This is a genomic window from Amycolatopsis sp. NPDC114484, from assembly GCF_055633755.1.
On the sequence record NZ_JBVKDQ010000001.1, the window covers coordinates 195,638 to 209,197 of the forward strand.

General features: G+C 69.2%; 13 protein-coding genes. 4 read left to right on the forward strand and 9 right to left on the reverse strand.

The features are described from left to right. The first annotated feature begins 113 nt into the window (after positions 1–113). The gene (locus ACZ7SW_RS00990; RefSeq protein ID WP_470228383.1) at positions 114–2,231 is read left to right on the forward strand and encodes a S9 family peptidase; all 2,118 of its coding nucleotides are present in this window, start codon (positions 114–116) and stop codon (positions 2,229–2,231) included. A 44-nt stretch (positions 2,232–2,275) separates the two neighbouring features. Continuing rightward, positions 2,276–2,617 (forward strand): hypothetical protein, encoded by a 342-nt coding sequence (locus tag ACZ7SW_RS00995; protein WP_470228384.1) that lies wholly within the window; start codon positions 2,276–2,278, stop codon positions 2,615–2,617. Between the two features lie 74 nt (positions 2,618–2,691). Here the strand turns inward: ACZ7SW_RS00995 and ACZ7SW_RS01000 are convergent, their stop codons facing one another. Beyond that, positions 2,692–3,861 (reverse strand): alpha-hydroxy-acid oxidizing protein, encoded by a 1,170-nt coding sequence (locus ACZ7SW_RS01000; protein ID WP_470228385.1) that lies wholly within the window; start codon positions 3,859–3,861, stop codon positions 2,692–2,694. Between the two features lie 9 nt (positions 3,862–3,870). Beyond that, on the reverse strand, positions 3,871–5,367 hold the full coding sequence (locus ACZ7SW_RS01005) for an aldehyde dehydrogenase family protein (RefSeq protein WP_470228386.1): 1,497 nt from the start codon (positions 5,365–5,367) through the stop codon (positions 3,871–3,873). A gap of 202 nt (positions 5,368–5,569) precedes the next feature. On the opposite strand from ACZ7SW_RS01005, the gene ACZ7SW_RS01010 reads away from it, so the two are divergent. Further along, entirely contained in the window at positions 5,570–6,205 is a 636-nt protein-coding gene (locus ACZ7SW_RS01010; RefSeq protein ID WP_470228387.1) for an MBL fold metallo-hydrolase, read from the forward strand. Here the strand turns inward: ACZ7SW_RS01010 and ACZ7SW_RS01015 are convergent. From ACZ7SW_RS01015 to ACZ7SW_RS01040, 6 genes are all read right to left on the reverse strand, one after another. After that, complete coding sequence (locus ACZ7SW_RS01015) at positions 6,202–6,900, reverse strand: DUF2334 domain-containing protein (protein ID WP_470228388.1); 699 nt, start codon at positions 6,898–6,900, stop codon at positions 6,202–6,204. The two genes, ACZ7SW_RS01010 and ACZ7SW_RS01015, sit on opposite strands and share 4 nt — an antisense overlap. 100 nt (positions 6,901–7,000) lie before the next feature. Continuing rightward, positions 7,001–7,864 (reverse strand): class I SAM-dependent methyltransferase, encoded by an 864-nt coding sequence (locus ACZ7SW_RS01020; protein WP_470228389.1) that lies wholly within the window; start codon positions 7,862–7,864, stop codon positions 7,001–7,003. Between the two features lie 207 nt (positions 7,865–8,071). Further along, complete coding sequence (locus ACZ7SW_RS01025; RefSeq protein ID WP_470229218.1) at positions 8,072–8,548, reverse strand: NADPH-dependent FMN reductase; 477 nt, start codon at positions 8,546–8,548, stop codon at positions 8,072–8,074. A 699-nt stretch (positions 8,549–9,247) separates the two neighbouring features. Continuing rightward, positions 9,248–10,084, reverse strand: a complete 837-nt coding sequence (locus tag ACZ7SW_RS01030) for a patatin-like phospholipase family protein (RefSeq protein WP_470228390.1) — start codon at positions 10,082–10,084, stop codon at positions 9,248–9,250. A gap of 30 nt (positions 10,085–10,114) precedes the next feature. Further along, positions 10,115–10,936, reverse strand: a complete 822-nt coding sequence (locus ACZ7SW_RS01035; protein WP_470228391.1) for a helix-turn-helix domain-containing protein — start codon at positions 10,934–10,936, stop codon at positions 10,115–10,117. A gap of 74 nt (positions 10,937–11,010) precedes the next feature. Continuing rightward, positions 11,011–11,892, reverse strand: coding sequence for a phosphoribosylaminoimidazolesuccinocarboxamide synthase (locus ACZ7SW_RS01040; protein WP_470228392.1), 882 nt, complete (start codon positions 11,890–11,892; stop codon positions 11,011–11,013). A gap of 47 nt (positions 11,893–11,939) precedes the next feature. Between ACZ7SW_RS01040 and ACZ7SW_RS01045 the strand changes: the two genes are divergently transcribed. Next, on the forward strand, positions 11,940–12,734 hold the full coding sequence (locus ACZ7SW_RS01045) for an SAM hydrolase/SAM-dependent halogenase family protein (protein WP_470228393.1): 795 nt from the start codon (positions 11,940–11,942) through the stop codon (positions 12,732–12,734). Here the strand turns inward: ACZ7SW_RS01045 and ACZ7SW_RS01050 are convergent. Next, positions 12,617–13,504, reverse strand: coding sequence for an MOSC domain-containing protein (locus ACZ7SW_RS01050; RefSeq protein WP_470228394.1), 888 nt, complete (start codon positions 13,502–13,504; stop codon positions 12,617–12,619). The genes ACZ7SW_RS01045 and ACZ7SW_RS01050 overlap by 118 nt on opposite strands. Positions 13,505–13,560: the final 56 nt, after the last annotated feature.

Below are 13,560 nucleotides of genomic sequence, written 5' to 3' on the forward strand. Positions count from 1 at the left end.
CACGTCTTCTACCTGCATATATCCTCCGGAAACGCAACAAGTAAGTTGGCAAAAATCAGAAACGCAACGTAGCGTTTCGCAGGTCAGAAACAACTGGGGGAAGGAACCCGAGCATGCCCACCACCGAGAACTACCAAACCGCCGCGCTGCTCCTGAGCCGTCTCGCCCGCCCCGGCGAGCTGATCGTCGGCGACCGCGTCCGTCCACAGTGGATCGACGGCGGCGCGCGGTTCTGGTACGCGGTGAACCACGGCGACAGCAAGAAGTTCTTCCTCGTCGACCCGGTCGCGGGCACCCGCACCCCGGACTTCGACCCGACGAAGCTGCCCGCCGTGACGCCCCCGGGCGGCCCGCTGGACGTACCCTCGCCGGACGGCAAGGTCGCGGTGTCCCAGCGCGGCGCGGACCTCTGGGCGGTGTCCGGTGCCCGCGAATGGCCGCTGACCAACGACGGCGCGCCCGGCTACCAGTACGGCACCAGTCCGGAAAGCCTCGGAAACGGCACTCTGCTGCGGAAGTTCGAACTGCCGCACCTGCCGCCCGCGGTGGCGTGGTCGCCGGCTTCGACCAAGGTGCTGACCCACCGGACGGACGAGCGCGCGGTCCGCGAAACGCACCTGATCGAAGCCCGGCCCGCCGACGGCAGCGCACCCACGCTGCACACCCAGCGCTACCCGTACCCCGGCGACGAGAACATGGCGCTGGCCGAGTTGGTAGTGCTGGACGTCGCCACCGGCACGATAGTCCGCGCGCAGACCGAACCGCTGCTCGCGCCGATGATGTCGCCGGTGACGGCCAAGTGGGCGTGGTGGGCGGCGGACGGCTCGGCGGTGTACTTCCTCGGCCAGCCGCGCGACCGGCGCACCCTCGCCCTGCACCGGCTGGACCCGTCGACCGGCGAGGTCACCACGGTGCTCAGCGAAACCGGGCCGACCCGTGTCGAGCCCACCCAGTGGATGTACCAGCCGCCGATCGTGCGGGTGCTGGAGAACGAGGTGCTGTGGTACTCGCAGCGCGACGACTGGGGTCACCTGTACCGCTACGACCTGCACACCGGCGAACTGCTGAACCAGGTCACGTCCGGGAATTGGGCGGTGCGGCAGATCCTGCACGTCGAAGCGGAGACGGTGTACTTCGTCGCGTCCGGACTGGTCGCGGAGGATCCGTACCGGCGCACGGTGTGCCGGATCGGCTTGGACGGCACCGGATTCGCCAAGGTGACCGATGATTCGCTGGACCACGTCGTCACTGCGTCGAGCGACATGGCGTACTTCGTCGACTCCGCGTCTACTGTGGACACTCCGCCGGTGGCGACGGTCCGCGACTGGTCCGGCCGCGTGCTGGTCGAACTGGAGCGGGCGGACATCACGAAGCTCGTCGCGACCGGCTGGACGGCACCGGAACCGTTCTGCGTCAAGGCGGCTGACGGCGTCACCGACATCTACGGCGTGCTGTACCGGCCGCACGGCTTCGACCCGGCGAAGAAGTACCCGGTCGTGGACAACATCTATCCCGGCCCGCAGGTCACCCGGGTCTCGCCGTCCTTCGACCCGGGCGGCATGGGCCTGGACGCGGAACCCCTTGCCGCGCTTGGCTTCGTGGTGCTCGCCGTGGACGGACGCGGGACGCCGGGCCGGAACAAGGCGTTCCACGACGCGTCTTACGGCAAGCTCGCCGACGCGGGCAGCCTCGACGACCACCTCGCGGCCATGCGGCAACTCGCCGAGACGCGGCCGTGGATGGATCTGGACCGGGTGGGCGCGTTCGGGCATTCCGGCGGCGGATTCGCGACGGTGCGGGCGATGCTGGACTACCCCGAAGTCTACCGAGTCGGCGTCGCTTTGTCCGGTTCGCACGACGCGCCGCACTTCAGCCTGGACTTCGTGGAGGCTTACGACGGCGCGGACAATCCGAAAGCGTGGGCGGCGACGTCCAATGTGGAGATCGCGGATCGACTGGCGGGCAAGCTGTTGCTCGTGCACGGCGAGATGGACGACCGCGTGCACCCGGACAACACGCTGCGGCTGGCGGATCGGCTGATCGCGGCGAACAAGGACTTCGAGCTGCTCATCGTGCCCGGAGCCGAGCACGTGTTCATCGACTGCCTGTCCTACGTTCGCGCCCGCGGCTGGGATTTCCTGGTGCGCGAGCTGATGGGCGAGCAGCCGCCGGCGTACCGGCCCGCGCCGATCGTCCTCGATCCGGAGCTGCTGAGCGAGCTGTTCGCCTGACCGTTTTCACGGAATTGTCGGACCCCGTCGATACAGTCGGACCCATGAGCACCTCCCTCTACTACGACGCGAGCCGGGCGACCGCGCTCACCCCGACCGAGACGGCGGCCATCGAGCGCATCGTCACCGCCCGCCAGTCGTCTTTCCCTTACCCGGACGAGGAATCCCTCTACCTGTACGAGGAAGGCGGCAGCGAGCCGGACGAGATCGTGGCCGGGTCCACCAAGATCCCGTTCGATCCGGACCGGATGATGGCGGTGCTCGAACACGTGCTGGATTCGGTGACCGAGTTGCGCCGCGCCCTTCCGGACGCGGAGTGGCGCGTGCACCTGGACGATTTCGACCTTCCGTGGGACGAGAGCGAGGGGTACTTCCTGCCCTCGTGACGCGGCGGGCGGCCAGGCTTTTTCGCAAGCCCTGTCTCAGGTCCTTGTCTCAGAGCCTGTCTCAGGTCCTTGTCTCAGGCCTGGCCGACCCGCCGCAGCGCCTCGCGGGTGAGATCCGCCAGGGTCGGATAGCCGTCGACAGCCATGATCAAGTCAGTTTCAGCCAGCAAGGTACGCAGCACATGGACAACGCCGTCCTCACCAGCCAACGACAAACCCCAGGCATACGGGCGGCCGACGCCCACCGCGGTCGCGCCCAAGGCCAGCGCCTTCACCACGTCGGCTCCGGAGCGAACGCCGGAGTCGAACAGGACCGGCGTGCCGCCGGAGGCGTCGACCACCTCGGCCAGGCAGTCCAGCGCCGGGAGACCGCCGTTGGCCTGCCGTCCGCCGTGGTTCGAGCAGTAGATCCCGTCGACGCCGCCGTCGATGGCGCGGCGGGCGTCGGCGGGATGCTGAATGCCTTTGACCAGCAACGGAAGCTTGGTCAGCGAGCGCAGCCAGGGCAGGTCGTCCCAGGTGAGCGGGTTGCCGAAAAGCTGCGCCCAGAGCCCGACGGCGGTCGCCGGATCGTCCTCGGGGGCCTTGCCGAGCCGTTTCCGGAAGACCGGGTCGGTGAAGTAGTTGGCCAGGCAATGCCCGCGCAGCTGCGGGAAGTTCGCCGTCGACAGGTCACGTGGACGCCATCCGGTGACCCAGGTGTCGAGCGTGACGACGATGCCGCGGAAGCCCGCCGTCTCGGCGCGTTGCACGAGCGAGGCGGCGAGATCACGGTCGGTAGGCGTGTACAGCTGGAAGAAACCCGGAGTGTCGCTCAGTTCCGGGACGAGCGTTTCCATCGGGTCGACGCTCAGTGTCGAAGCGACCATCGGCACGCCCGTTCGCGCGCTGGCTCGCGCGGTCGCGAGATCGCCGTGGCCGTCCTGCGCGCACAGGCCGATCACCCCGACCGGTGCCAGGAACAGCGGCGATGGCAGCTTCATCCCGAACAGGTCCACCGCCAGGTCGCGTTCGTTCGCGCCGACGAACATCCGCGGGACCAGGCCCCAGCGCTCGAATGCCTCGACGTTCCCGCGCTGGGTCCGCTCGTCGCCCGCCCCACCGGCCACATAGGACAGTACGGACGGCGGAAGCGCTTGTGCCGCACGCGCTTCCAGTTCCGGGTACGCCATCGGCAGATCCGGGACGCGGCCGGACAGCCCGGCGAAGTAGATCTCGAGCTGGAAATCGCCGAAGCCGGGCAACAGTTCTCCTCAGCGTTTGCCGTGCAGGACGGTGACCAGCTTGGCGACCAGCGCGTCCGTGGATTCCTTGCGGGAGAAGGACGTGAGCGTGAGCGGCGCGGTGAACCGCTGCCGGGCCACGGCCTTCGGGCGGGCGAACTCGCGCAGGCCTTCCGGGCCGTGGATCCGGCCGAACCCGGAATCGCCGACGCCACCGAAGGGCAGCGACGCGATGCCGGCGAACGAAAGCGGCGCGTTCACCGAGGTCATGCCCGCGCGCAGCCGCGACGCCAGCTCGGCACCGCGCGCCCGCGAGAACACCGTGGAGCCGAGGCCGTATTTGGTGGCGTTGGCCTTCTCGATCGCTTCGTCCATGTCGCGGACCTTGGCGATGGTGACGGTGGGCCCGAACGTCTCCTCGCGCACCGCCTCGGAGTCCTCCGGGACGTCGACCAGCACGGTCGGCTGGACGTAGCGGTCGCCGACGCTCTCCACACCGCCGACCAGCGCTTTCCCGCCGCGCTTCAGTGCGTCCTCGATGTGGCTGCGGATCACCGAGAGCTGCGAGGGCATGGTGATCGGGCCGTACTGCGCGTCCTCGTCGGAGCCGGCGCGCACGTTCTTCGCCTTCTCGACCACCCGCGCGACGAACTCGTCGGCCACGCGTTCGTGCACGTAGACGCGCTCGACGCCGATGCAGGTCTGGCCGGAGTTCGAGAACGCGCCCCAGACGGTGGCGTCGGCCGCCGCTTCGAGGTCCGCGTCCGTGTCGACCAGCAGCGCGTCCTTGCCGCCCGCCTCGATCACGACCGGGGTGAGCGTGTTCGCGGCGGCGGCCATGATCTTCTTGCCGGTGGCCGCGGAGCCGGTGAACGCGATCTTGTCCACGCCGGAGCCGACCAGCGCGGCGCCGGTCTCTCCGAAACCGGTGATCAGCTGCAGCACCGGCTGCTCGGGCACGATCTCGGCGAACGCGTCGACCAGCCATTTCCCGACGCCCGGGGTGTACTCGCTGGGCTTGAAGACGACAGCGTTGCCCGCGGCCAGCGCGTAGGCGATGGAGCCGAGCGGGGTGAACACCGGGTAGTTCCAGGGCCCGATCACGCCGACGACGCCGAGCGGGAGGTATTCGACGGTCGCGGCCTGGTTGGCCATCAGGAGGCCGGACGAGCGGCGGTGCTTGCCGAGCACCTTGCGGGCGTTCTTCGCCGCCCACGCGATGTGCTCGATCGCCAGCACGCTCTCGAGCTGGGCGTCCGCGATCGGCTTGCCGGTCTCGTCGCGCACGACCTGGCACAGCTGCGGCAGCCGCCGGGTGAGCACGCCCTTCCAGCGCTGCAGCCGCTCCGCACGACCGGCGAAGCCGAGGCCGTCCCACCAGCGCGCGGCCGCCCTCGCCCGCTCGACGGCGGCGCTGACCTCGTCGGCCGTGTGCACCGGATAGGTCCCGACGACCTCGTCGGTGGCCGGGCTGAGCGAATCGAACGTCTCGCCGACGGGCGTCGGCTTCGGCTGGACCGCGGTCATCGGCGTTCTCCCCGTCTCGGTGAACCCCCAGGCTACGAGGTTGCTGACACTCTGCCAACAGTTGCCCGGGCTTCCCGCCAGCATGGCATCCGAGGCGCGGGCGCGGAAAGTCCTCCGACCGGGAGTCCTCCGCTGAGCGCCCTCGTGGACCAGGCCGCGAGCGTAGGGTTGAACCGACCGATCTTGGTAAGGAGAAAACCTGATGCGGATCGTCCATTTCGGACATTCCTGCGTACTGCTCGAGACCGCCGCGGAGCGGATTCTGCTCGACCCCGGCACGTTCTCCACCGGCTTCGAGGACGAGCGCGAACTGTCCGCGGTGCTGATCACCCACCAGCACTTCGACCACCTGGACGTCGAACGCCTGCCCGGCCTGCTGCAGGCGAACCCGGACGCGAAGCTGATCGTCGACCCGGGTTCGGCGGAGGCCATCGAGAAGCTGCACCTGGAGTTCGAGGTCGCCAAGCCCGGCGACGCGTTCGAGTTCGGCGGCACCTCGGTGTCGGTCGTCGGCGGCGAGCACGCGGTGATCCACGCCGACATCCCGGTGATCCCGAACATCGGCTACCTCGTCGACCACGGCGCGTTCTACCACCCGGGCGACTCGTTCTTCGTGCCCGAGCAGAAGGTCGACGTGCTCGGCCTGCCCACCGGAGCACCGTGGCTGAAGGCCGGCGAAGCGGTGGACTTCCTGCGCGCGGTCGCGCCGCGCCGCTCGGTGCCGATCCACGAGGCGGTGCTGGCCAACCCGGCGATGCACTACGGGCTGTTCCAGAACCTGGCTCCGGAAGGCACCGACGTGAAGGTGCTGGAGCGAGGCGTCGCGACCGAGGTCTAGGCGGGAGCGGTGTGGCGCAGGGAGCCGTAGGTGCTCCCGAAAGCCCGGTTTTCGAGGGCGACGTCCACCGCGTCGAACAACGCCTGCCGCAAGCCGGGGCGGCTGAGGTCGGCGGCATCGATGCCAAGCCGCACCAGCCCGCCTCGGCGAGCGGCCCGGGCGGAGGCCAGTACGAGCGCGAAGCAGCGGACAGTCTCCGTACGGTGCGACTGACTCGTGAAGTCCTGCACTCGCGCGCGCCGAATCTCGCCGGTCACCAGGTCCCGTACGGCGTTCTGGTCGGCACACAGCGCGAAGCCGTGCTCCCGCAACGCCTGCACAGTGCCGGGCGACGCAAGCCAACGCGGCGGCGCGAAGCCGTCGACAGTCACGCCGGTCGCGTCGAGCGCGGCCTTCGCGGCGATGAGCCTTAGCCGCGCTTCGTGCGCGGGGAGCACGGCGAACTCGGCCTTACGACCTAGGTGCACGGCGCGGTGCGTCGGCGGAATGCGGTGGTCATAGCCGTTGAGCAGCACCGAATCACCCGCTGCGGCGCGCGTACGGACCCAGGCCGTGACGGGCCCGTCCTCCGTGCGCGCGACATGCAGAATCGACAGCGGGACGTGCCGACGTTCGAGTTCGGTCGCCAGATGCGCACAACGGTGCAACGTGCGCGTGGTGACCCCGGACAGCGAGACCAGCAGGCGAGCATCCACGCCACCATTGCGCCGCAGCCGTGTGGCGACCGCCTGACCGCACCGTGAACTACGAGTGAGACTTACGCGGCGGACAGTCACCGCCCGGTATGCGTCCTGTTTATGCGGCAGTTTTGCGGCAGTGCCAGATAAGCATCGACGGCACGTCCTTCGCCGCTGCGACCAGCGCGTCCGGGATGAGGCCGTTGAGCGACCACGGCCAGAGATCCCACGGCCCACCCCCGGGAACCTGCTGGGGTTTGGTCGGTGCGGGCGTCGGCTCCTGACAACTCACCGGCGCGAGACCCGCGGCGAAAAACGCGTGCAGATAGTCGCCGACCCGATGGTGATAAGTCCGGACCCGAGCCGGAGCGCCATCGACCGTGCGGACCGAGGGGATCGATCCGCGCTGGACCTGCTCCGGGTGCACGTCGGAGAGCACGAGGTGCCCGCCCGGGACGAGAACCCGCGCGAACTCGGCGATCACCGGCGTCAGGTCCGGCACGTGCGCCAACGCGAGGCCGCAGAGCACCACGTCCTGCGAACCGTCGTCGACCGGGAGTTCGTGCAGGTCAGCGACGAGAGTCGAGTCAGCCTTGGCGTGGCTGAGCATCTCAGGAGAACCATCGACGGCGACGACGTGGTGCCCACGTTCGACCAGGAGACGGGTGAGACGCCCGGTACCGCAGGCGGCGTCGAGCGCGCGACCGGACGGGATGGTGTCAAGGATCGCCTCGAGGTGAGGCTCGTCAGCGAAGGCGGGATTCTCGCCGGAGTCGTACGCCGCTGCCCAACGAGCGTAACCATCTCGCGGGGCGAGCTGAGTTACCTCGACGCCTTCAGCCAGCCCTTCGTCGGCCAGCAGTGCACGGATTTCAGCTAGGCGCGCTTCGACGAACTCGCGATCGTGCTCGCCGGTAAACGCGCGGAGCAATGCGGCGCCTTCGATGCCGACGAGATAGGCGAGGGGGTGCTCGTAGCTCACCCTTGCGAACGCTAACCGGGCAAATGCCGCAGAGCCACCGATTTTCCCGCTTACCTCCCTGGGCCTGGCCCTGAGGCGACGGAAATCCACCCCTCGCTGTTCCTCTCGGGAAAGCGGCGATTACGTGCCGCCCCAGGCTTCCTCCGGGGGAGCCACGGCCCCGCCGCCGTGCCGACCGGAGCAGCTTTCCCGACTGGGCTCAGCCGTTCACGGATTGTCCGGTTTGGCCGCCTCCACGAGCCGCCGCACCGCGACCGCGACCCGCCCGCGCAGGTCGGGATCGATGAGGGCCCCGTCCTCGACAGCCTGGCGAGGAATGGGAATCCGCGCACAAGCGTCGTCGACGATGCGGGTGCCCGCGTAGGTGAGCGTCTTGCGGAGGGAGTCGTGCGCGTCCGCGCCCCCGGTTGGCGCGGCGACCGAAGACGCGTTGATCCACGCGACCGGTTTGCCGTACATCTCGCCGCCGCCGATGGTCCAGTCGAGCAGGTTCTTGAACGAACCCGGCAGGCCGCCGGCGTATTCCGGGGTGCAGAACAGGACGCCGTCCGCCGCCCCGATCGCCTCCCGCAACGCCGCGACCTCTTCAGGCAATGGATCCCGGTCGTGATCGGGGTTGAAATGCGGCAGCCCGTCGATCCCACCGTACACAGTGGACGGTGCGAACCCGGCCGCGGTCGCGATGACAGCCGCGTTGACCGAACCGGCCCGCAGACTGCCGCTGATGAGCAGAAGCACGAAACCCAGTGTGCCAGCGCGGACGGTGCCGCGGGGTCGCCTTTTTCGGCAGGCGCCTAACGTTCACCCGCGGCTACCGCGCGAACGCGATTGCCGCACGCCCTGCCGCCGCTGACTCCGGCCCGGCCGCGCTTCGGGACCGCGTGCCGAGCTGCGCATGGGCTTGGCGGCGGACGGTTGGTGACGGATCGGGTTCCAGCCGAGCGCAGATGCGGGAACGGCCGGAGCGGACCGCGAGCGGAGCCCCGCCAGAGGAGCCGGGGTGCCCGACAAGCCCGCAGCCAACGGCACGCGGGCTCCGCGAACATCCGAGCTCGCCACGGCCAACCGCGCTCAGGCCCCGCCAACACCCGAGCCCGCCACGACCAACCGCACACACGCTCAGCGAACCCGAGCCACACACAGCCAACCGCACCCACGCCCCGCCAGCACCCGAGCCATCCACGCCTAACCGCACCCAGACTCCGCCAGCACCCGAGCCCGCCACGACCGCGCGCACGCACGCTCAGCGAACCCGAGCCACACACAGCCAACCGCACCCAGGCCCCGCCAACCCAGGCCCACCACAGCCAAACCCGCGCCGGACCTGGCGCACAGCCCGCCGAGCCGGGGATCAACCGCGAACCGCGACGCGGTGCGCCAGGCTCACTCCCACACCACCCCTCCCCGTTGTCCCTGTGCCAATCCGGCCGCCGCAGCCGCGGCTCGGGTTTCTGGGGCCAGGGGGTTCGGCCCGATCGCTGCGACCGAAGCCTCGTCCGGTTCCAGTACCGCGATCTTCGCGCCTGCCTCGCGAAGGTCCGCCAGCACCTGTTCGAATGGTCGCTCCGTTGGGAATGCCTCCGCCGCACCCATCGGAACAACCACCGTCACCTGAGCGAAACCTGTTGCGTAGTCAGCATTCGCCGAAGAACGGACACCACCGTCGACATAACGCCTGCCGTTGATCGGCACCACCGGCCAGACGCCGGGCACCGCGCAGCTTGCCTCGACCGCGTCGACCAGCGGGACGCCGGACGCGCGGTCGAACACTGCCGGTTCACCGGTTTCCGCTTCCACCGCAACGATTTTCACCGCACGCTCGGGCCAATCGTGGGACGGCAGGCGGGATTCGATCACCGCGCGCCGCTTCGACTCCGGTACGGTTTCCGCGGCCAGGGCGTATTTTCCTATCTCCCGGCGGATTTCCGCCGCGGTGCCGCCGTCGGCCAGCACCGCGGCGAACTCCTCGCCGAACTTTTCCGGGTCGAACTCGGCCGCGATCTCCGCCGCTTGCAAGGACGGGTCGGTCTGCCGCGCGTACAGCCGCGGCAACGGCAATCCGCTGCCCAGCTGCGCCGCCACCGCCGCGCCCGCCGACGTGCCGATCAGCATGTCGGCTCCGGTCACGTCCTGGCCCGCTTCCGCGAGCCCGGCCAGCAATCCGGTCGTCCACGCGATCCCGGCGACGCCACCGCCGCCCAACACCAAAGCTCGGCTCATGCCGCTCCTCTCACCGGCACCCACTCTGCCCTACGGCACCGACAATTTCCGAAGCGCCGACTCCAGCAGCGCGTCCGTCTCGGGAATCGGCAAGGCCAGCTCCCGCAACGTTTCCGCCACCTCGCGGTATTTCGCCACCCGCGCCGGGCTCGAACTGCTCGCACTCTCCCGCAGCAACCGCTCGTGGACGATCGACGGCAGGTCCGCGAAATCGAAAATCGTGAACCCCCTGCCCAGATCGGGGTGCCGGTCCGCCGGGACCACTCGCACCTCGACCTTGCCTTCCGCCAACCGCTCACGCAGGTGCCACAGCTGCTCCGCCATCGCGTCCGCGTCGCCGATCCTCTTGTGCAGCGCCGTTTCCCCCAGCACCAGCACACACCGTGCGCCCGAATCGAGCACCACTCGCCGCGCCAGCCTCTCGGCTACCCGCGCCTCCACCTCGTCCGCGACAGCTCCCGAGGCACCCGATAGCAGCGCTCGCGCGTACCCACTCGTCTGCAACAACGGCGGCACCACCTCCGGCTCCCAGCCGAACACTGCCTCCGCCGTGCGCTCCCACTCCAGGTACGGTTCTTCTCCGCCGCTGTCTATCCAGTCCTGCTCTCGCGCTCCTCGCGCCATCTCCACTATTCGCCTGCGGTCCGGCCCGATCACCCTGCAATGCGCCAGTACCGCTCCGATGTCCTCCGGCTTCGGCAGCCGCAGTCCTCGTTCCCAATTCGTCACGAAACCAGGCGTCATCCCCAGCAACCGGGCCAACTCTCTTACGCCCAGTCTTCTTCTCTCCCGCGCCGCGCGTAACTCCAGGCCCAATGCCCTCGCGCGCGGTGTTGCGTACGGTGTGGTCATGGTTGCAGTGTGTCAGGGGGTGCCGACAGTTTTCGGGGTTCTCTCTCCCTGGGGCCTTCGCTCTTTCCCCTGTCCTACAGCCACTCCTCCAGCGACAACCCCGTCATCCTCTCGTACGCCTCCACGTACCTTCCCCTCGTCGCCTCCACCACTTCCCTCGGCAACGGCGGCGGCTGCACGTTCGACGCCCTGTCCCAGCCCGACTCCGGCCCCGTCAGCCAATTGCGCACGTACTGCTTGTCGAACGACGGCTGCACCCTTCCCGGCTCGTACCCCTCCGCCGGCCAGTACCGCGACGAATCCGGCGTCAGCACTTCGTCCGCCAGCACCAGCGCGCCCGTCTCGTCCACACCGAACTCGAACTTCGTGTCCGCCAGCAGGATTCCGCGCTTCGCCGCAACTTCCGCGCCACGGCGGTACACCGCGAGCGTCGCCTCGCGTAGCTCCTCCGCGCGCTTCGCGCCGATAGTCGCGACCACTGCGTCGAACGAAACGTTCTCGTCGTGCTCGCCGAACGCCGCCTTCGTCGCGGGCGTGAAAATCGGCGACGGTAGCTTCGAGGCCTCCACGAGCCCTTCGGGCAGCTCTACGCCGCACACTGCCCCCGTGCGCTGGTAGTCCGAGTATCCGGAGCCCGTGAGGTATCCGCGCGCGACAGCTTCCACCGGAAGCATGTCGAGACGGCGTACGAGTAGCGCGCGTCCGCGTACCTCGGCAGGGATGCGCGGGTCGTCGTACGCGACAAGGTGGTTCGGGATCAGGTCCGACAGCTGCTCGAACCAGAACACGCTCATCGCCGTGAGAACACGGCCCTTGTCGGGGATAGGCGTGTCCAGGATGAAGTCGTAGGCGGAGATGCGGTCCGAGGTGACCAGCAGCAGATGGTCGTCTCCAACCGCGTACAGGTCCCGGACTTTTCCAGCGGCGATCTTCGGGTAATCGGCGAGCGTCGTCACCGCTGCACCCTAACCCGACGATCGTCACTACGAGGATGATGCAGGTCATGGCCTACCGCTGGATTTCGTTCACCTCCGACTACGGGCTGCACGACGGCTTCGTGGCCGCCTGCCACGGGGTCATCGCGGGCATCGCGCCCGACGTACGCGTTCTCGACGTGACCCACCTCGTACCGCCGCAGCAGGTGCGCTCAGGCGCGGCAGTGCTCGCGCAGACCGTGCCGTCGCTTCCTAAGGCCGTACACCTCGCTGTCGTCGACCCAGGCGTCGGTACGGAGCGTCGCGGCATCGTGGTGGTCGCGACGCACGGCATCTTGGTCGGCCCGGACAACGGTCTGCTGCTACCCGCCGCAGAGGCATTAGGCGGCGTGTACGCGTCGTACGTGATCGATGTGCGCACGCCGACGTCCGCGACCTTTCACGGCCGAGACATCTTCGCCCCTGTCGCCGCGAAGCTCGCTCTCGGCGCGCACCCCGGCTCCTTCGGGCCCGCTATCCGCGACCTGGTGCGACTGCCGGAGCCGCTGATCGCAGCGTTCCCGGGCAAGCTCGTGTCGGACGTGCTGACCGTCGACCACTTCGGCAACGTCCAGCTCGCCGCCACCGCCGCTGACCTCGAACTAACCGGGTTGACCGGTGAGGTGACCGTGCACAGCGAGCACGTCGCGGTGTCCGCCGCGATCGGCCGCACCTTCGCCGACGTGCCGCGCGGCGCGAACCTCGTCTACACCGACTCGGCAGGCAAGCTGGCCGTGGCGGTCAACGGCGGCTCGGCGGCTTCGGTGCTGCGGATCGGGCCGGCCGAGGAATGCACCATCACCGCGTCGCCGACCGCCAGCTGACCGGGCCGGGTCACCGCCGCCTTCATGCCGAAGAGGACGCCGCCCTCCGGATCGCGGTGGTACGCCGCGAGCGAGCGAATCGGCTCCGGACCGGAGCGCTTGCCGGTTTCCTGGTCGACCATCGGCACCGCGCACCGGACGCACAGCTTCGCGTAGGCGAACTCGGCCCCGCCGGCTTCCATCCGGCGCACCGAGTCCTCGGCGTGCGGTTCGGTCCAGCCGCGAATCACGAGGTTCGGCCGGAAGCGGTCCATCGGCACGGGTTCGCCGCCGCGTTCGGCGATTCGTTCGTTCAGGTGGTCCAAAGAGGACTCGGAGATCACGAGGATCGCGTGCCCGTCGGCGAACCTCGCGGTGCCGGGGGTTTCGCCGCTCGTCACCCGGTCGTGTTCCGGCGTCACACCGAGGAGCACGGACGACTGGCCCACGACGGTGGAGAACCACTCGGCGGCGTCGGCGCCCTGGTGGACGCCCTCGCCGGTCCAGTTGAAGGTGGCCGCGGGGTGCCGTCGGCCGTCCTTCTGGACGTCGATGGTCAGGTCCTCGATCCCCGGTGCGGACAGGACGAGACGGGTGCCGTCGTCCAGGACGCGGGGGCGGATGGCGGCCATGACGGGGAAGCGGCGCTGGCTGCGGAAGTCGCCGTCGGGGGCGGTGACGATGAACTCGCGGTCGTGCGCGAGGCCGGCCGGGGTGACGTCGGCGGATTGGACTGTGGTGCCGGAGCAGCCTTTGACCGGGTAATACGTGAGCTGCGAGATCATCCCCATGGGGTTCACGGTACCTGTTCGTCCGAAGGGGACTGGGGTGCACGATCCCGCACGGA

Coding starts and splice junctions, on each gene's coding strand:
- ACZ7SW_RS00995 (WP_470228384.1), top strand. CDS start 2,276: ATGAGCACCTCCCTCTACTACGACGCGAGCCGGGCGACCGCGCTCACC.
- ACZ7SW_RS01045 (WP_470228393.1), top strand. CDS start 11,940: ATGGCCTACCGCTGGATTTCGTTCACCTCCGACTACGGGCTGCACGAC.
- ACZ7SW_RS01030 (WP_470228390.1), bottom strand. CDS start 10,084: ATGAGCCGAGCTTTGGTGTTGGGCGGCGGTGGCGTCGCCGGGATCGCG.
- ACZ7SW_RS00990 (WP_470228383.1), top strand. CDS start 114: ATGCCCACCACCGAGAACTACCAAACCGCCGCGCTGCTCCTGAGCCGT.
- ACZ7SW_RS01050 (WP_470228394.1), bottom strand. CDS start 13,504: ATGGGGATGATCTCGCAGCTCACGTATTACCCGGTCAAAGGCTGCTCC.
- ACZ7SW_RS01010 (WP_470228387.1), top strand. CDS start 5,570: ATGCGGATCGTCCATTTCGGACATTCCTGCGTACTGCTCGAGACCGCC.
- ACZ7SW_RS01035 (WP_470228391.1), bottom strand. CDS start 10,936: ATGACCACACCGTACGCAACACCGCGCGCGAGGGCATTGGGCCTGGAG.
- ACZ7SW_RS01005 (WP_470228386.1), bottom strand. CDS start 5,367: ATGACCGCGGTCCAGCCGAAGCCGACGCCCGTCGGCGAGACGTTCGAT.